The organism is Bacteroidales bacterium, assembly GCA_021157585.1.
Classification (GTDB): Bacteria; Bacteroidota; Bacteroidia; order Bacteroidales; family UBA12170; genus UBA12170.
The window spans coordinates 1-14,626 of the sequence record JAGGWH010000127.1; the positions used below are offsets into that span (position 1 = coordinate 1).

27 protein-coding genes are annotated in these 14,626 nt (G+C 35.6%); all 27 read right to left on the reverse strand.

The features are described from left to right. Nucleotides 1–199: 199 nt before the first annotated feature. The 27 genes from eno to rplB all read right to left on the reverse strand — a co-directional run bounded on the left by eno (nucleotide 200) and on the right by rplB (nucleotide 14,624). Entirely contained in the window at nucleotides 200–1,489 is a 1,290-nt protein-coding gene (gene eno / locus J7K39_08670; GenBank protein MCD6179964.1) for a phosphopyruvate hydratase, read from the reverse strand. Between the two features lie 115 nt (nucleotides 1,490–1,604). After that, complete coding sequence (gene rplQ / locus J7K39_08675) at nucleotides 1,605–2,201, reverse strand: 50S ribosomal protein L17 (GenBank protein MCD6179965.1); 597 nt, start codon at nucleotides 2,199–2,201, stop codon at nucleotides 1,605–1,607. Between the two features lie 4 nt (nucleotides 2,202–2,205). Then, the gene (locus J7K39_08680) at nucleotides 2,206–3,198 is read right to left on the reverse strand and encodes a DNA-directed RNA polymerase subunit alpha (GenBank protein MCD6179966.1); all 993 of its coding nucleotides are present in this window, start codon (nucleotides 3,196–3,198) and stop codon (nucleotides 2,206–2,208) included. 40 nt (nucleotides 3,199–3,238) lie between these two features. Next, the gene (gene rpsD / locus J7K39_08685) at nucleotides 3,239–3,841 is read right to left on the reverse strand and encodes a 30S ribosomal protein S4 (protein ID MCD6179967.1); all 603 of its coding nucleotides are present in this window, start codon (nucleotides 3,839–3,841) and stop codon (nucleotides 3,239–3,241) included. Between the two features lie 77 nt (nucleotides 3,842–3,918). Further along, nucleotides 3,919–4,311: a 30S ribosomal protein S11 gene (gene rpsK, locus J7K39_08690; GenBank protein ID MCD6179968.1), complete on the reverse strand. Its 393-nt coding sequence runs from the start codon at nucleotides 4,309–4,311 to the stop codon at nucleotides 3,919–3,921. A 45-nt stretch (nucleotides 4,312–4,356) separates the two neighbouring features. Then, the gene (gene rpsM / locus J7K39_08695) at nucleotides 4,357–4,734 is read right to left on the reverse strand and encodes a 30S ribosomal protein S13 (protein ID MCD6179969.1); all 378 of its coding nucleotides are present in this window, start codon (nucleotides 4,732–4,734) and stop codon (nucleotides 4,357–4,359) included. A gap of 22 nt (nucleotides 4,735–4,756) precedes the next feature. Then, nucleotides 4,757–4,873 carry a 50S ribosomal protein L36 gene (gene rpmJ, locus J7K39_08700; protein MCD6179970.1) on the reverse strand — a complete coding sequence of 39 codons (117 nt, stop codon included), beginning with the start codon at nucleotides 4,871–4,873 and terminating at the stop codon, nucleotides 4,757–4,759. Nucleotides 4,874–4,879: 6 nt separating this feature from the next. Continuing rightward, nucleotides 4,880–5,098, reverse strand: coding sequence for a translation initiation factor IF-1 (gene infA, locus J7K39_08705; protein ID MCD6179971.1), 219 nt, complete (start codon nucleotides 5,096–5,098; stop codon nucleotides 4,880–4,882). Between the two features lie 10 nt (nucleotides 5,099–5,108). Beyond that, complete coding sequence (map, locus tag J7K39_08710; GenBank protein MCD6179972.1) at nucleotides 5,109–5,900, reverse strand: type I methionyl aminopeptidase; 792 nt, start codon at nucleotides 5,898–5,900, stop codon at nucleotides 5,109–5,111. Between the two features lie 3 nt (nucleotides 5,901–5,903). Next, a complete protein-coding gene (gene secY / locus J7K39_08715; protein MCD6179973.1) occupies nucleotides 5,904–7,265 on the reverse strand; it encodes a preprotein translocase subunit SecY in 1,362 nt (453 codons plus the stop codon). Nucleotides 7,266–7,276: 11 nt separating this feature from the next. Further along, nucleotides 7,277–7,726: a 50S ribosomal protein L15 gene (gene rplO / locus J7K39_08720; protein ID MCD6179974.1), complete on the reverse strand. Its 450-nt coding sequence runs from the start codon at nucleotides 7,724–7,726 to the stop codon at nucleotides 7,277–7,279. A gap of 12 nt (nucleotides 7,727–7,738) precedes the next feature. Next, nucleotides 7,739–7,924, reverse strand: coding sequence for a 50S ribosomal protein L30 (gene rpmD, locus J7K39_08725; protein ID MCD6179975.1), 186 nt, complete (start codon nucleotides 7,922–7,924; stop codon nucleotides 7,739–7,741). 12 nt (nucleotides 7,925–7,936) lie between these two features. Next, nucleotides 7,937–8,455, reverse strand: coding sequence for a 30S ribosomal protein S5 (rpsE, locus tag J7K39_08730; protein MCD6179976.1), 519 nt, complete (start codon nucleotides 8,453–8,455; stop codon nucleotides 7,937–7,939). 6 nt (nucleotides 8,456–8,461) lie between these two features. After that, nucleotides 8,462–8,824: a 50S ribosomal protein L18 gene (gene rplR, locus J7K39_08735; protein ID MCD6179977.1), complete on the reverse strand. Its 363-nt coding sequence runs from the start codon at nucleotides 8,822–8,824 to the stop codon at nucleotides 8,462–8,464. A gap of 48 nt (nucleotides 8,825–8,872) precedes the next feature. Further along, nucleotides 8,873–9,427, reverse strand: coding sequence for a 50S ribosomal protein L6 (gene rplF, locus J7K39_08740; protein ID MCD6179978.1), 555 nt, complete (start codon nucleotides 9,425–9,427; stop codon nucleotides 8,873–8,875). Between the two features lie 16 nt (nucleotides 9,428–9,443). Next, entirely contained in the window at nucleotides 9,444–9,845 is a 402-nt protein-coding gene (rpsH, locus tag J7K39_08745; GenBank protein ID MCD6179979.1) for a 30S ribosomal protein S8, read from the reverse strand. 35 nt (nucleotides 9,846–9,880) lie between these two features. Continuing rightward, nucleotides 9,881–10,150, reverse strand: a complete 270-nt coding sequence (gene rpsN / locus J7K39_08750) for a 30S ribosomal protein S14 (protein ID MCD6179980.1) — start codon at nucleotides 10,148–10,150, stop codon at nucleotides 9,881–9,883. 3 nt (nucleotides 10,151–10,153) lie between these two features. Next, entirely contained in the window at nucleotides 10,154–10,714 is a 561-nt protein-coding gene (rplE, locus tag J7K39_08755) for a 50S ribosomal protein L5 (protein MCD6179981.1), read from the reverse strand. Next, on the reverse strand, nucleotides 10,714–11,037 hold the full coding sequence (gene rplX / locus J7K39_08760; protein ID MCD6179982.1) for a 50S ribosomal protein L24: 324 nt from the start codon (nucleotides 11,035–11,037) through the stop codon (nucleotides 10,714–10,716). The genes rplE and rplX overlap by 1 nt, the downstream gene beginning before the upstream one ends. Nucleotides 11,038–11,056: 19 nt before the next feature. Then, the gene (rplN, locus tag J7K39_08765; protein MCD6179983.1) at nucleotides 11,057–11,425 is read right to left on the reverse strand and encodes a 50S ribosomal protein L14; all 369 of its coding nucleotides are present in this window, start codon (nucleotides 11,423–11,425) and stop codon (nucleotides 11,057–11,059) included. Between the two features lie 2 nt (nucleotides 11,426–11,427). Next, a complete protein-coding gene (gene rpsQ / locus J7K39_08770) occupies nucleotides 11,428–11,682 on the reverse strand; it encodes a 30S ribosomal protein S17 (GenBank protein ID MCD6179984.1) in 255 nt (84 codons plus the stop codon). A gap of 9 nt (nucleotides 11,683–11,691) precedes the next feature. Further along, on the reverse strand, nucleotides 11,692–11,895 hold the full coding sequence (gene rpmC, locus J7K39_08775; protein MCD6179985.1) for a 50S ribosomal protein L29: 204 nt from the start codon (nucleotides 11,893–11,895) through the stop codon (nucleotides 11,692–11,694). An 11-nt stretch (nucleotides 11,896–11,906) separates the two neighbouring features. Further along, the gene (rplP, locus tag J7K39_08780) at nucleotides 11,907–12,329 is read right to left on the reverse strand and encodes a 50S ribosomal protein L16 (protein ID MCD6179986.1); all 423 of its coding nucleotides are present in this window, start codon (nucleotides 12,327–12,329) and stop codon (nucleotides 11,907–11,909) included. A gap of 24 nt (nucleotides 12,330–12,353) precedes the next feature. Continuing rightward, nucleotides 12,354–13,055: a 30S ribosomal protein S3 gene (gene rpsC / locus J7K39_08785; protein ID MCD6179987.1), complete on the reverse strand. Its 702-nt coding sequence runs from the start codon at nucleotides 13,053–13,055 to the stop codon at nucleotides 12,354–12,356. A gap of 10 nt (nucleotides 13,056–13,065) precedes the next feature. Further along, entirely contained in the window at nucleotides 13,066–13,488 is a 423-nt protein-coding gene (rplV, locus tag J7K39_08790; GenBank protein MCD6179988.1) for a 50S ribosomal protein L22, read from the reverse strand. 14 nt (nucleotides 13,489–13,502) lie between these two features. Beyond that, nucleotides 13,503–13,781: a 30S ribosomal protein S19 gene (gene rpsS, locus J7K39_08795; GenBank protein MCD6179989.1), complete on the reverse strand. Its 279-nt coding sequence runs from the start codon at nucleotides 13,779–13,781 to the stop codon at nucleotides 13,503–13,505. Nucleotides 13,782–13,799: 18 nt separating this feature from the next. After that, entirely contained in the window at nucleotides 13,800–14,624 is an 825-nt protein-coding gene (gene rplB, locus J7K39_08800) for a 50S ribosomal protein L2 (GenBank protein MCD6179990.1), read from the reverse strand. Nucleotides 14,625–14,626: the final 2 nt, after the last annotated feature.

The window sequence follows — 14,626 nt, forward strand, 5'->3', positions numbered from 1 at the left end:
AGATTAAGCTTGATATAATCACGGTCTCCTGACCGTTTTAATGTATTTTAGAATTAAAAGAGGAAAAGAAAAATACAACCTAATCAGTCTTGTCCGCCTACTGGCGGAAGATTAAGCCGAGCAGTTCCGGAAATCCATCTATAAAAAAGCCCCTCCACCAAAAGTAGAAGGGCTAATTAAACTTAATAAACTAAATTTCCTATTTAACGTATTTGAAATTTTTACCAAGATAGCGAGCTGACGATCCAAGAATTTCTTCAATTCTCATTAGCTGGTTATACTTAGCTATTCTGTCGGTACGACTGGCAGAACCGGTTTTAATTTGTCCGGTATTTAATGCAACAGCCAAATCGGCAATAGTCGTATCTTCTGTTTCGCCGGAACGGTGACTGATAACAGTAGTATAAGAATTATCTTTTGCCATATTAATAGCATTAATTGTCTCCGTCAAAGTACCAATCTGATTCACTTTAATCAAAATTGAGTTAGCAATATCCATAGAAATACCTTTAGCTAAACGTTCAGTATTAGTAACAAATAAATCGTCGCCTACTAACTGAATACGATCGCCCATTTTATCTGTCATCAGCTTCCAACCATTCCAATCGTCTTCGCTCATTCCATCTTCAATAGAGATAATAGGATATTTTTTAGCCCATCCGTCCCAGAAATCAACCATCTCTGCTGGTGAAAGTTTATCACCTGTTGACCATTTTAAATGGTATTTATCTTCTTCCGGAAGATAATATTCAGCGGAAGCCGGATCCAAAGCCAAATAAATATCTTCACCTGGACGATATCCTGCTTTTTCAATAGCTTGTAAAATTACTTTAATAGCTTCTTCGTTAGAAGAAAGGTTTGGAGCAAATCCACCCTCGTCACCAACATTTGTTGAATGACCCATTTTTTTAAGAACAGACTTTAGGTTATGAAAAACTTCGGATCCCATTCTAAGTGCTTGTGAGAAGCTTTCTGCTCCAACAGGCATAATCATAAATTCTTGAAAATCGATGCTATTATCGGCATGAGAGCCACCATTGATGATATTCATCATTGGAATAGGCAAAGTGTTAGCATTAACACCACCAATATAGCGATAAAGATATTGTCCGGTTTCTTGAGCAGCAGCATTAGCAACAGCAAGAGAAACGCCTAAAATAGCATTTGCACCAAGTTTTCCCTTATTTGGAGTACCATCAAGTTCAATCATAGCAGTATCAATATCTACTTGATCGGAAACATAATAACCTTGTAGCTCTTCGTTTAAAATTTTGTTTACATTTTGGACGGCTTGCAAAACACCTTTTCCCATAAAACGTGATTTATCTCCATCGCGTAATTCAACAGCTTCATGAACACCTGTTGATGCTCCAGAAGGAACTGCAGCTCTACCTACAACACCATTACTTGTAAACACCTCAACCTCAACGGTTGGATTACCTCTTGAATCGAGAATTTCTCGTGCATGAATATTTGTTATTGCACTCATAATATTAATTTTTTATGTTATTAAAATATAGTTTCATCTCTAAAGATACAAAAAAAATACATAAAAAAAGGGATGCACAAATAGCCCATCCCTTAATTTTTTGAATTGAAGAATGTTATTCTTTTTCTTCAGTCTTTTCATCAGAAGATTTCTCTTCTTTAACATCTTCAACTTTTGTTTCTTCAACAGCTTTAGCTGTTTCTTCCACTTCAGCAGACGCTTCTTCAGCAACGGCAGTTTCAGCAGTAACGTCAGCAACAGGAGCAGCAGTTGATTTTTTCTTACCGCCACGACGACTACGACGTGTTGTTTTTTCAGCTTTTTTACTTTCCGTTTTTTGACTTAACATATGCTCGTTAAAATCAACAAACTCAATCATACACATTTCAGCATTATCACCTAAACGAGTACCAAGCTTAATAATACGAGTATATCCGCCCGGGCGGTCAGCAACTTTTTCAGAAATTACACCAAACAATTCGCCAATAGCTTCTTTGCTTTGTAAATAACTAAAAACCATACGACGATCGTGAGTAGTATCTGATTTTGCCCTAGTTACCAAAGGCTCTACGTACATACGTAGTGCTTTTGCTTTAGCCAAGGTTGTTTTAATTCTTTTATGTAGAATCAAGGAAGTTGCCATATTTGAAAGCATAGCCTTTCTGTGAGCTGTATTTCTTCCTAAATGATTAAAATTCTTACGGTGTCTCATTTTATTAGTCCTTATCTAATTTATATTTAGAGATATTCATTCCGAATTCCAGATTTTTAGTTTTCACTAAATCTTCTAATTCGGTTAACGATTTACGACCAAAGTTTCTGAACTTCAACAAATCGTTTTTATTAAAGGCTACAAGTTCTCCAAGTGTATCAACATCTGCTGCTTTTAAACAATTCAATGCACGAACGGATAAATCCATATCAATTAATTTTGTTTTCAGTAATTGACGAACATGCAAAGTGTTCTCATCAAACTCTTCTGAAACTGATTTTTCTTCAGTTTCTAATGTTATTTTCTCATCGGAGAATAACATGAAGTGATGAATAAGAATTTTGGCAGCTTCTTGCAAAGCATCTTTCGGAGAAATAGAACCGTCACTTTCTAATTCGATAACCAATTTTTCATAGTCGGTTTTTTGTTCAACACGATAATTTTCCATGTGATAATTCACATTTTTAATTGGTGTATGAATAGAATCGATAGCAATAGTTCCAACAGGGTTGTTAATGTTTTTATTTTCTTCAGCAGGAACATATCCCCTACCTTTATCGATAGTAAGTTCAATATTTAATTTTACTGAAGTTTCCATATTACAAATAACCTCTTCTGGGTTTAATACTTGAAAAATGGATAAATATTTATTGATATCTCCTGCTTTGAATTGCTCTTGACCACCGATAACGACATTTACTTTTTCAGTTGTTTCAGTTTCGATTTGTTGTTTAAATCTAACTTTTTTCAATGCTAAAATAATATCGGTTACATCTTCTACCACACCTTCGATAGAAGAAAATTCATGATCAACACCTTCAATACGGATGTTGGTAACTGCAAAGCCTTCGAGAGATGATAATAAAATCCGCCTCAATGCATTACCTATGGTAATTCCAAATCCAGGCTCTAAAGGACGAAATTCAAATTTACCTTTGAATTCATCAGCTTGAATCATTATTACTTTATCGGGTTTTTGGAATGCTAAAATAGCCATATAAATTCCTCTCTTCTTCGTTAAAAAAATTTATTATTTATTATTTCGAATAAAGTTCAACGATAAGTTGTTCGTTGATCTTTTCTGGTATATCAGCACGTTCAGGGTAACTGATAAATTTTCCTGTTAAAGTATCAGCATCCCATTCTAGCCAAGAAAAGTTCATTCGCGAAGCGAGTGAATCGGCAACTACCTCTAAAGATTTTGATCTTTCTCTAATGCCAACAACATCTCCTGGGCGTAAGCTGTAGGAAGGAATATTAACTATATCACCATTTACTGTGATATGACGATGAGAAACCAATTGACGAGCACCGGCACGTGTAGGAGCATATCCTAAACGATAAACGGTATTATCTAAACGAGCTTCGATAAGTTGTAATAGTATTTCACCTGTAATACCTTTTTTACCTGCGGCTCTTTTGAATAGATTTCTAAATTGTTTCTCTAAAATGCCATAAGTGAATTTGGCTTTTTGTTTTTCTTTTAATTGGATTCCGTACTCTGAGACTTTTCCTCTTCGACGGCTGTTTCCATGTTGTCCAGGAGGATAATTTTTCTTCTCATAGGACTTGTCAGGCCCAAAAATTGGGTCGTTGAACCTGCGTGCAATTTTGGTCTTTGGACCAATGTATCTTGCCATATTAATTACTTTTTAAGTACAGCTAAAAAATTATCAGTAAAGCTGTACAAATTTAACAATTTGTTTTTAAACAAAATTTATACTCTTCTTCTTTTAGGAGGTCTACAACCATTGTGTGGCAATGGTGTAACATCCTTGATTTCGGTTACTTCGATACCTGCGGTATGAATGGTACGGATTGCGCTATCGCGACCTGCACCTGGACCTTTAACATATACTTTTACCTTTCTTAAACCAAGGTCGTAAGCTACTTTTGAACAATCTGTAGCAGCAAGCTGAGCAGCATAAGGAGTATTTTTCTTACTTCCTCTAAAACCCATCTTACCTGCAGAAGACCAAGAGATAACCTGACCATTATTATTGGTTAAAGAAATAATAATGTTGTTGAAAGAGGCATTAATAAATGCTTTTCCAATAGGCTCAATTTTAACTACACGTTTCTTAGTGCTTTTTTTTGTATTCTTTGCCATAATTTAAACTATTACTAATCTTAAAAGATTTTGCTAACGCAACCGTTATTTAACAACTTTTTTCTTACCAGCAACTGTCTTCTTCCGACCTTTACGTGTTCTTGCGTTATTTTTGGTTTTTTGACCTCTAAGAGGTAAACCAAGACGATGACGTATTCCACGATAACAACCAATGTCCATCAAACGCTTGATATTCATTTGAGTTTCCGAACGAAGTTCACCTTCAACACGGTAATTAGAACCAATAATTGAACGAATGTTTTGTTGCTCTTCATCACTCCAGTCTTCAACTTTTTTAGACCAATCAACATTGGCTTCTGTTAGAATTTGTTGCGCTCTACTTCTACCAATACCATAGATATAGGTTAGCCCAATCTCTCCTCTTTTTTGTTTTGGTAAATCAATACCTGCAATCCTAGCCATATAATCTTATATTATAAATTAACTATCCTTGACGTTGTTTAAACTTAGGATTTTTTTTATTTATTACGAATAATACACCTTTTCTGCGAACGATTTTGCAGTCAGCGCTTCTCTTTTTAATTGATGCTCTTGTTTTCATCGTTTCTTATTTATATCTAAATGTTATTCTTCCTTTTGATAAATCGTAGGGCGACATTTCAACTTTTACACGATCACCGGGTAATATTTTAATATAATGCATTCGCATTTTACCGGAAATATGAGCTGTAATCTGATGTCCATTTGCAAATTCGACACGAAACATAGCGTTTCCTAAACTCTCTATTACCGTACCATCTTGTTCTATTGACATTTGTTTTGCCATACGTCTTCTTTTATTGTTGTTTGTTTAATACTTCTTCAATATATTTGAATGTAGATAAAACATCTGCTTTGCCTTTTCTAATAGCTAAATCATGTTCATAATGTGCTGCCGGCAAACCATCTATTGTACGAATTGTCCAACCGTCAGCATCTTGCTTAATATCATAACTTCCAAGAGTTATCATAGGTTCAACAGCTATACACATTCCTTCTTTTAATTTAGGTCCTGTACCTCGGCGTCCAAAATTAGGAACTTCTGGTTTTTCGTGCAAATTTCTTCCCACTCCATGACCAACTAAATCGCGAACAACACCATAACCAAAACTTTCGCAATAATTCTGAACGGCATAACCAATATCGCCAACACGTTTACCAACAACGGCTTGTTCAATTGCTAAATAAAGAGATTCTTTAGTGCGTTGCAACAATAATTTCACTTCTTCATTAACATTACCAACGGCAAAGGTATAAGCAGAATCGCCATAAAAACCATGCTTAATTGTTCCACAATCAATAGAAACCACATCGCCATCTTCAACTACTCTATCACCCGGAATACCATGAACGACTTCATCATTAATAGAAATGCATAAAGTAGCAGGAAACCCACCGTAACCTTTAAATCCAGGAAGTGCAGCATTATCGCGAATATAAGTTTCAGCTAATTCGTCTAATGCTTTAGTGCTAACACCCGGTTTTAAAATCTTGGCAACTTCAGCCAATGTTTTACCAACAAGTAAAGAACTTTCTCTTTGCAGCTCTATCTCTGCATCGGTTTTATATTGTATAGAATCTCTTGACATAATTTACATTCCTGATGCTCCACCAGTACGTCCTTTAATCCTACCTGATTTTGTTAATCCATCATAATGACGCATCAACAAATGACTTTCAACTTGCTGAAGTGTATCCAATACAACTCCAACTAAAATCAAAAGTGATGTTCCGCCAAAGAAATTAGCAAAAGTTTGATTTACTCCTATCAGTCTAACAAATGCCGGCATAATAGCTACTAAGGCTAAAAATATAGACCCTGGTAAAGTAATTTTCGACATTACATCATCTAAAAATTGAGCTGTTTTCTTTCCTGGTTTAACACCGGGAATAAAACCACCATTCTTTTTCATATCATCAGCCATTTGATTAGGATTAATCGTAACAGCAGTATAGAAATAAGTAAAGATGATTATCATTAAAGCAAAAACGAAATTATACCAAAAACCATTTATATTAGAAAATGTAGCGGCAAATCCAGACATCATTTCAGACTCAGCAAATCCTGCCAATGTAATTGGAAGGAACATAATTGCTTGAGCAAAGATGATAGGCATAACACCAGCAGCATTCACTTTTAAAGGAATATACTGACGAACACCTCCGTATTGTTTATTACCAACTATTCGTTTAGCATATTGAACAGGAATTCTTCGAGTTCCTTGAACCAAAAGAATGGTGACAAGAATGACTAATACTAAAAAAGCAATTTCTAAAATAAATACAACTAAACCACCACCCTGTTCTTCCATGCGAGAAATAAACTCACCAAATAAGGCAAAAGGCAGGCGTGCAATAATACCTATCATAATAATAAGTGAAATACCGTTTCCTATCCCTTTATCCGTAATTTTCTCACCTAACCACATTACAAACATAGTTCCTGCTACTAAAATTATAACAGAAGAAACCCAGAAAAATGTAGATGGAGACGTAACACTCGGGTCAAATGGGCTAATTGCTTGTGGGGGAAGCTGATTAACAAGATTAGCAATATAACTAGGAGCCTGCAAACCTGTAATGGCAACAGTCAAATAGCGAGTAATCTGATTAATTTTATTCCTTCCACTCTCTCCCTCTTTCTGCAGCTTCTGAAAATAAGGAATTGCCATTCCAAGCAACTGAATAACAATAGAAGCTGAAATATAGGGCATAATTCCCAATGCAAAAATAGACGCTCTAGAAAAAGATCCTCCCGAAAACATATTCAATAAACCTAATAAACCACCACTTGTTTGGTTTTTAAGGTTTTCCAACTCACTAGGATCTACTCCCGGAAGAACAACATAGGAACCTAAACGATAAATAAGAATAATACCAATAGTATAAAGTATCCTCTTACGGAGTTCTTCTATTTTAGCAATATTCCTAATAGTCTCGATTAATTTTTTCATGAATCTTAGTTTTAGATAGTGTTGGCTGTACCGCCTTGTTCTTCTATAGCTTTCTGAGCTGTTTTTGTATAAGCATGGGCTGTAACTTCAATTTTTGATGTTAATTCGCCTCTACCTAAGATTTTAACCTTATTACCATTTTTATTCACTAATCCGTTTTCAATAAGCACGTCTTGGGTAAAAGTAGTAATACCCTTTTCAGTTGCTAATCTTTGTAAACTATCAATATTTACTGCTTGATATTCTACACGATTAATATTTTTGAAACCAAATTTAGGGACACGACGGAATAAAGGCATTTGACCACCTTCAAAACCAGCTTTACGTTTATATCCTGAACGTGATTTGGCTCCCTTATGACCTCTTGTAGAAGTGCCTCCTCGGGTTGATCCTTGACCACGACCAATTCTTTTTCTTTCTTTTATTGAACCTTCTGCAGGTTGTAAATTACTTAAATCCATTATATAATGATTTTAAATTTCTTCAACTAAAAGCAAATGCTTTATTTTATTTATCATTCCCTCTACTTGAGGTGTAAGGACAACTTCTCTAACCTGATTCATTTTAGTTAAACCAAGCGCATCCAATGTTCTTTTCTGACGCTCAGGACGACCAATGCGGCTACGTACCTGAGTTATTTTAGCTTTCTTGTATTCCATAGCAATGCGATATTATCCGTTAAATACTGTATTTAAATCAACACCTCTTAATTGAGCAATTGTTTTAGCATCGCGCAATAATTTTAAAGCTTCTATTGTAGCTTTAACAACTGAATGTGGATTAGAAGAACCTTTAGACTTAGCTAAAACGTCTCTAACTCCAACACTTTCAAGTACTGCACGCATAGCACCACCTGCAATAACTCCTGTACCTGGAGAAGCAGGCTTAATAAATACACGAGCTCCGCTATATTTTGCAGATTGCTCATGAGGTAGTGTACCATTTAATATTGGTACTTTAATTAAATTTTTCTTAGCATCGTCAATACCTTTAGCAATAGCAGAAGTAACTTCATTTGCTTTACCTAAACCGTGACCAACAACTCCATTTTCATTCCCAACAACAACTACAGCAGAAAAACTAAAATTTCTACCACCTTTAGTAACCTTAGTTACACGTTGAATACTCACAACTTTATCTTTAAACTCGATATCGCTGGACTTAACTCTTTTTACATTTGCGTTCGCCATAATTTATTATAGTTTAAGGCCGCCTTCTCTAGCAGCATCAGCCAATGATTTAACTCTACCGTGGTATAAGTAGCCGTTTCTATCAAAAACAACTTCTTCTATACCTGCTTCTTTTGCTTTAGTGGCAATTAATTTACCAACAAGAGCAGCTTGTTCAATTTTATTTACTTTCTGAGTTGCAATTTCTTCCTCACGAGAAGAAGCTGAAACAAGAGTGCTTCCACTTAAATCGTCAATTAATTGAACATAAATTTGCTTGTTACTTCTGAACACAGACATTCTTGGACGTGCAGCATTACCGCTAATCTTTTTACGGACTCGTCTCTTAATTTTAAGTCTGCGATACTCTTTTCTGTTCTTTACTTTCATTTTTAAAGACATTCATAAACCTGGCTAAACACCAGGCAAGATTAATACTTATTTTGCAGCTGTTTTACCAGCTTTCTTTCTTAGAACTTCGCCTTCGAATTTAATTCCTTTTCCTTTGTATGGTTCTGGTTTGCGTAAGCTTCTGATTTTTGCAGCAACCTGACCTAAAAGTTGTTTATCATGACTAGTCATAATAAGCTTTGGATTTTTACCTCTTTCGGTAATTGCTTCAGCTTTAACTTCCGGAGGGATACTAAACAAAATATAATGAGAATATCCTAAAGCCATGTCTAATACTTGACCTTTTACTTCCACTTTATAACCAACACCAACAAATTCTTGTACGGTTTTAAAACCTACCGAAACACCTTCTACCATATTGGCAATAAGTGAACGATAAAGACCGTGCTTAGAACGTGTATCTTTACTTTCGTTAGTACGATCAACATGTATTTCTGTTCCTTCAACTGTAACTGAAATATTTGGATCTACTTGTTGCTGCAATTCGCCTAATTTCCCTTTAACGGTAACCTTATTGGCCTTATCAACCTGAACGGTAACTCCTGCAGGAATTGTAATCGCTAATTTTCCGATTCTTGACATATCGTTTTCTCCTAAATTAACTTACGTAACACAATACTTCTCCACCGATGTTCAACTTACGAGCTTCTTTATCAGTCATAACTCCTTGCGAAGTAGAAATGATAGCAACTCCAAGACCGTTCAAAACGCGAGGTAATTCTCTGCTATTAACATACTTTCTTAAACCGGGAGTACTAATTCTTTGAATCTTATTGATTGCATTGACTTTAGTTACCGGATGATATTTAAGTGCAATTTTAATGCGACTGTTAATAGTACCTTCGTCTTCCATCTTGTACTGAAGGATGTATCCTTTTTCAAACAAAATTTTAGTTATTGCCTTTTTTAGGTTAGAGCTTGGAATTTCAACAATTCTATGCTCGGCACTAACGGCATTTCTAATTCTTGTTAAATAATCTGCAATTGGATCTGTATTCATTTTATCCTCTTTCTAAATTTCTTAATATTTATCGACTACCAACTAGCCTTTTTAATACCTGGTATTAAACCATTACTGGCCATTTCGCGGAAATTGATACGAGATACTCCAAATTGACGCATATAGCCTTTTGGACGACCAGATAATTTACAACGGTTGTGCAAACGAACGGGAGTAGAGTTTTTTGGTAGTTTCTGTAAACCTACATAATCACCAGCAGCTTTTAGTTCCGCTCTTTTGGCAGCATATTTATCAACGAGTTTTTGTCTTTTAACTTCTCTCGCTTTCATTGATTCTTTAGCCATATCCTATTTATTTTTAAAATTTTTAAATGGAAAACCAAATTCTTTAAGTAACGCATAGCATTCCTTATCGGTTTTAGCTGTAGTTACAATAGTAATATTCATACCATTGATTTTAGCAACTTTATCAATATCAATTTCAGGAAAGATGATTTGTTCTGTAACTCCAAATGTGAAGTTTCCACGACCATCAAATCCTTTTTCATTAATACCACGGAAGTCACGTATACGAGGAATTGAAACCGAAATTAAACGATCCAAAAACTCAAACATATTGTTTCTTCTTAAAGTTACTCTAACACCAACAGGAACGCCTTTTCTTAACTTAAAGTTAGAAATATCGCGTTTGGAACGAGTGATAACTGCTTTTTGACCGGAAATTGAAGTCATTTCTTCCGCACCTAAATCAACACGTTTTTTATCTGTTACGCCATCGCTTAAGCCTTGATTTAGTGAAATCTTCACTATCTTAGGCACTTGCATACTACTTTTGTAGTTAAATTGCTTTTGTAAAGCTGGCACTACTTCCTTGAAGTATTTATCTCTTAATCTTGGTGAATAATCCATTACTTAATTACCTCCCCTGATTTTTTTGAAACTCTTATCGACTTTCCTGTTTTTTCATCTTTTTTAATCACAATCTTACTAGCTACTCCCTTTGCATCAACGAGCATTAAGTTAGATAAATGAATAGGAGCTTCTTTCTTAATGATACCTCCTTGTGGGTGAGTGGCATTTGGCTTAGTGTGTTTAGAAACCATATTAGTTCCTTCTACAATGGCACGACCTTTGGCGGCATCAACAATTAAAACTCTACCGGATTTTCCTTTATCTTCTCCGCTAAGAACTTTAACTGTATCTCCTTTTTTAATACGTATTTTCGCCTTCATAAACTTAATAATTAGGTTCTTACAACACCTCAGGTGCTAAAGACACAATTTTCATAAAACTTTTTTCCCTTAACTCTCTGGCAACTGGACCAAAAATACGAGTGCCTGACATTTCACCGGTAGGATTTAATAAAACTACTGCATTATCGTCAAAGCGAATATAAGATCCATCAGGGCGTCTTATTTCTTTTTTAGTTCTAACAACAACTGCTGTAACTACTGTACCTTTCTTAACATTTCCGGAAGGAATGGCACTTTTAACAGTAACAACAACTTTGTCGCCAACAGAGGCATAACGTCTTCCTGTTCCACCAAGAACACGAATAATTAGAACTTCTTTTGCGCCGCTATTGTCGGCTACTGCACATCTACTTTCTTGTTGTAACATGATTATTTAGCTCTTTCTAAAATTTCTACTAATCTCCAACGCTTATTCTTGCTCAAAGGGCGTGTTTCTGTAATTTTAACAGTGTCGCCAATATTACAATCGTTGTTCTCGTCGTGTGCAATGAACTTTTTAGTTCTTTTTAAGAATTTACCATAAATAGGGTGCTTCTCTTTACGTTCAATAACAACAGTAATAGACTTCTCCATTTTGTTACTCACAACAAGACCTATTCTTTCTTTTCTCAGATTTCTTTCCATCTTCTTGTATTATTTTGATTGTTCAGCAATTCCTCTGCTGGTAAGTTCTGTTAAAAGCCGAGCAACAGTAGCTCTCATTTCTTTCAAAACATTTGCATTTTCAAGTGGCGAAACAGCATGATTTAGTTTCGCTTTTGTAAGTTGAAGTCTTGCGTCTTCCAATCTTTCATGAATATCTTTTGTTGATAATTCTCTTATCTCCGAATTTTTCATAGTTTCTAATTTTAAGCTTCTACGTAATCCCGTCTAACAATAAATTTCGTGGTGATTGGAAGCTTTTGCGAACCTAAACGCATTGCTTCTTTAGCCGTTTCTAAATTCACGCCCTCGGATTCAAATATGATTCGTCCAGGAGTAATACGTGCTACGAATAATTCCGGAGCACCTTTTCCTTTACCCATACGTACTTCTGCAGGTTTTTTAGTAAGAGGTTTATCGGGGAAAACGCGAATCCACAACTGACCTTCACGCTTCATTTTACGTGTAATAGCCTGACGAGCAGCTTCAATTTGTCTCCCTGTTAACCAAGTTTCTTCTAATGCTTTTATACCAAAAGATCCAAATGCAAGTTGATTTCCTCTTTCGGAATTCCCCTTCATTTTTCCTTTTTGCTGCTTTCTAAACTTTGTTTTTTTGGGTTGTAACATTTTTATAAATCTTAAATGTTAATATTATTTTCTTCTTCTATGTTGAGGGTGTTTTCCACCTTTACTATCGCTCTTTACTGTAGTAGGTACTAATTCTGGTTTGCCATAGATTTCTCCTTTACAAATCCAAACTTTAATACCTATTCTACCATAAGTGGTATGTGCTTCAGCCAATGAATAATCAATGTCGGCACGTAGTGTATGCAAAGGGATTCTTCCTTCCTTATACATTTCAGAACGAGCCATTTCAGCACCACCAACGCGACCGGAAATCAGAATTTTAATTCCTTCTGCTCCAACACGCATAGTGGAAGCGATAGATGTTTTAATAGCTCTACGGAATGAAATACGTCCTTCAATTTGGTTGGCAACATTACGTGCAACCAAAGTAGCATCAAGTTCCGGACGTCTAATTTCAGAGATATTTATTTGTACTTCCTTATTAGTAAGTTTCTTTAACTCTTCTTTTAACTTATCTACTTCTTGTCCGCCTTTACCAATAATAATACCCGGACGAGCAGTATGAATATTTACAGTAACTAATTTAAGAGTACGTTCAATAGCAATTTTCGATACACTTGCTTTAGATAAACGTACAGATAAATATTTTCTGATTTTGTTATCTTCAACAAGTTTGGCTTCGAAACTTTTTCCACCATACCAATTAGATTCCCATCCTTTGATGATTCCTAATCTTAATCCGATAGGATTTGTTTTTTGTCCCATTTATATAGCTTTATTTACTTAAATTAGTATCTTCAACAATTACTCGGCTATCTACCGTAAGTGTAACATGGTTAGAACGCTTACGAATTCGGTGAGCACGACCTTGTGGTGCCGGTTGAATTCTTTTTAACATTCTTCCGCTATCAACAAAAACTTCCTTAATGTAAAGATTTGCATCTTCCATACGTTTGCCTTCGTTTTTAGCTTGCCAGTTAGCTACAGCTGATAAAAGAAGTTTGTATAGTCTGTTTGAAGCCTCTTTTGGTGAGTGCTTTAAGATATACAGTGCTTTTTCAACGCCTTCGCCTCTTACTAAATCTGCTACTAATCTCATTTTTCGGGGAGATGTAGGGCAGTTATTTAATTTCGCATAAGCAAGAGTCTTTTTAGCCTCTTTTGCCTTTTGTGCGGTATTATGTTTTCTAGCTCCCATAGCTTAAATATTCTTTATTTTTTACCTTTATTTCTACTACCCGCATGTCCTCTAAAGATACGTGTTGGTGCAAATTCGCCTAATTTGTGACCTACCATATTTTCTGTAATATAAACAGGAATAAACTTGTTCCCATTATGGACAGCTATGGTTTGACCAACAAAATCCGGAGAAATCATTGAAGCTCTAGACCAAGTTTTAAGAACAGTCTTTTTAGTTGCTTCTGCGTTTGCTAACACTCTTTTCTCAAGCTTGTAATGTATAAAAGGTCCTTTTTTTAATGAACGACTCATAGTTCTAAAGTTTTATACTTATTTCTTTCTTCTTTCGATAACATATCTGTTGCTGTCTTTTTTCTTATCGCGAGTTCTAAACCCTTTAGCAGGAAGCCCCTTACGTGATCTTGGATGACCACCGGTTGCTCTACCTTCACCACCACCCATTGGATGATCGACAGGGTTCATTACTACAGGACGTACCCGTGGGCGACGACCTAACCAACGACTTCTACCAGCTTTACCAGAACGTTCTAGGTTATGCTCGGTATTAGACACCATTCCTATAGTAGCTTTACACGTTTGAAGAATCATACGTGTTTCGCCGGAAGGTAACTTAATGATAGCAAATTTACCATCACGAGTCATTAATTGTGCATAAGATCCAGCACTACGAGCCATTTTAGCTCCTTGTCCCGGACGCAACTCAATATTATGAATGATCGTACCAAATGGAATTTCACTTAGATAAAGCGCATTTCCTACATCAGGACTAATACCTTTACCAGATACGATTTTGGTACCTACTTCTAAACCATGTGGAGCAACAATATATCGTTTTTCACCATCAGCATAAGCAACAAGTGCTATACGAGCTGAACGATTTGGATCGTACTCTATAGTTTTAACCGTAGCAGGAACACCATCTTTATCCCTTTTAAAGTCGATTATTCTATATTTTTGCTTATGACCACCGCCTAAATAGCGCATAGTCATCTTCCCTTCACTATTTCTACCACCTGATTTCTTTTTAGGCGCTAATAAGCTCTTTTCGGGTTTAGAGGTAGTAATTGTGTCAAAAGCGCTAATTACTTTAAAGCGCTGACTGGGGGTCGTTGGTTTGAATTTTTTTAAAGCCATCT

Bases quoted from the DNA above. Each gene is read 5' to 3' on its own strand.
- eno (MCD6179964.1), bottom strand. From the start codon at position 1,489: ATGAGTGCAATAACAAATATTCATGCACGAGAAATTCTCGATTCAAGA.
- rplQ (MCD6179965.1), bottom strand. From the start codon at position 2,201: ATGAGACACCGTAAGAATTTTAATCATTTAGGAAGAAATACAGCTCAC.
- J7K39_08680 (MCD6179966.1), bottom strand. From the start codon at position 3,198: ATGGCTATTTTAGCATTCCAAAAACCCGATAAAGTAATAATGATTCAA.
- rpsD (MCD6179967.1), bottom strand. From the start codon at position 3,841: ATGGCAAGATACATTGGTCCAAAGACCAAAATTGCACGCAGGTTCAAC.
- rpsK (MCD6179968.1), bottom strand. From the start codon at position 4,311: ATGGCAAAGAATACAAAAAAAAGCACTAAGAAACGTGTAGTTAAAATT.
- rpsM (MCD6179969.1), bottom strand. From the start codon at position 4,734: ATGGCTAGGATTGCAGGTATTGATTTACCAAAACAAAAAAGAGGAGAG.
- rpmJ (MCD6179970.1), bottom strand. From the start codon at position 4,873: ATGAAAACAAGAGCATCAATTAAAAAGAGAAGCGCTGACTGCAAAATC.
- infA (MCD6179971.1), bottom strand. From the start codon at position 5,098: ATGGCAAAACAAATGTCAATAGAACAAGATGGTACGGTAATAGAGAGT.
- map (MCD6179972.1), bottom strand. From the start codon at position 5,900: ATGTCAAGAGATTCTATACAATATAAAACCGATGCAGAGATAGAGCTG.
- secY (MCD6179973.1), bottom strand. From the start codon at position 7,265: ATGAAAAAATTAATCGAGACTATTAGGAATATTGCTAAAATAGAAGAA.
- rplO (MCD6179974.1), bottom strand. From the start codon at position 7,726: ATGGATTTAAGTAATTTACAACCTGCAGAAGGTTCAATAAAAGAAAGA.
- rpmD (MCD6179975.1), bottom strand. From the start codon at position 7,924: ATGGAATACAAGAAAGCTAAAATAACTCAGGTACGTAGCCGCATTGGT.
- rpsE (MCD6179976.1), bottom strand. From the start codon at position 8,455: ATGGCGAACGCAAATGTAAAAAGAGTTAAGTCCAGCGATATCGAGTTT.
- rplR (MCD6179977.1), bottom strand. From the start codon at position 8,824: ATGAAAGTAAAGAACAGAAAAGAGTATCGCAGACTTAAAATTAAGAGA.
- rplF (MCD6179978.1), bottom strand. From the start codon at position 9,427: ATGTCAAGAATCGGAAAATTAGCGATTACAATTCCTGCAGGAGTTACC.
- rpsH (MCD6179979.1), bottom strand. From the start codon at position 9,845: ATGAATACAGATCCAATTGCAGATTATTTAACAAGAATTAGAAATGCC.
- rpsN (MCD6179980.1), bottom strand. From the start codon at position 10,150: ATGGCTAAAGAATCAATGAAAGCGAGAGAAGTTAAAAGACAAAAACTC.
- rplE (MCD6179981.1), bottom strand. From the start codon at position 10,714: ATGGATTATTCACCAAGATTAAGAGATAAATACTTCAAGGAAGTAGTG.
- rplX (MCD6179982.1), bottom strand. From the start codon at position 11,037: ATGAAGGCGAAAATACGTATTAAAAAAGGAGATACAGTTAAAGTTCTT.
- rplN (MCD6179983.1), bottom strand. From the start codon at position 11,425: ATGTTACAACAAGAAAGTAGATGTGCAGTAGCCGACAATAGCGGCGCA.
- rpsQ (MCD6179984.1), bottom strand. From the start codon at position 11,682: ATGGAAAGAAATCTGAGAAAAGAAAGAATAGGTCTTGTTGTGAGTAAC.
- rpmC (MCD6179985.1), bottom strand. From the start codon at position 11,895: ATGAAAAATTCGGAGATAAGAGAATTATCAACAAAAGATATTCATGAA.
- rplP (MCD6179986.1), bottom strand. From the start codon at position 12,329: ATGTTACAACCCAAAAAAACAAAGTTTAGAAAGCAGCAAAAAGGAAAA.
- rpsC (MCD6179987.1), bottom strand. From the start codon at position 13,055: ATGGGACAAAAAACAAATCCTATCGGATTAAGATTAGGAATCATCAAA.
- rplV (MCD6179988.1), bottom strand. From the start codon at position 13,488: ATGGGAGCTAGAAAACATAATACCGCACAAAAGGCAAAAGAGGCTAAA.
- rpsS (MCD6179989.1), bottom strand. From the start codon at position 13,781: ATGAGTCGTTCATTAAAAAAAGGACCTTTTATACATTACAAGCTTGAG.
- rplB (MCD6179990.1), bottom strand. From the start codon at position 14,624: ATGGCTTTAAAAAAATTCAAACCAACGACCCCCAGTCAGCGCTTTAAA.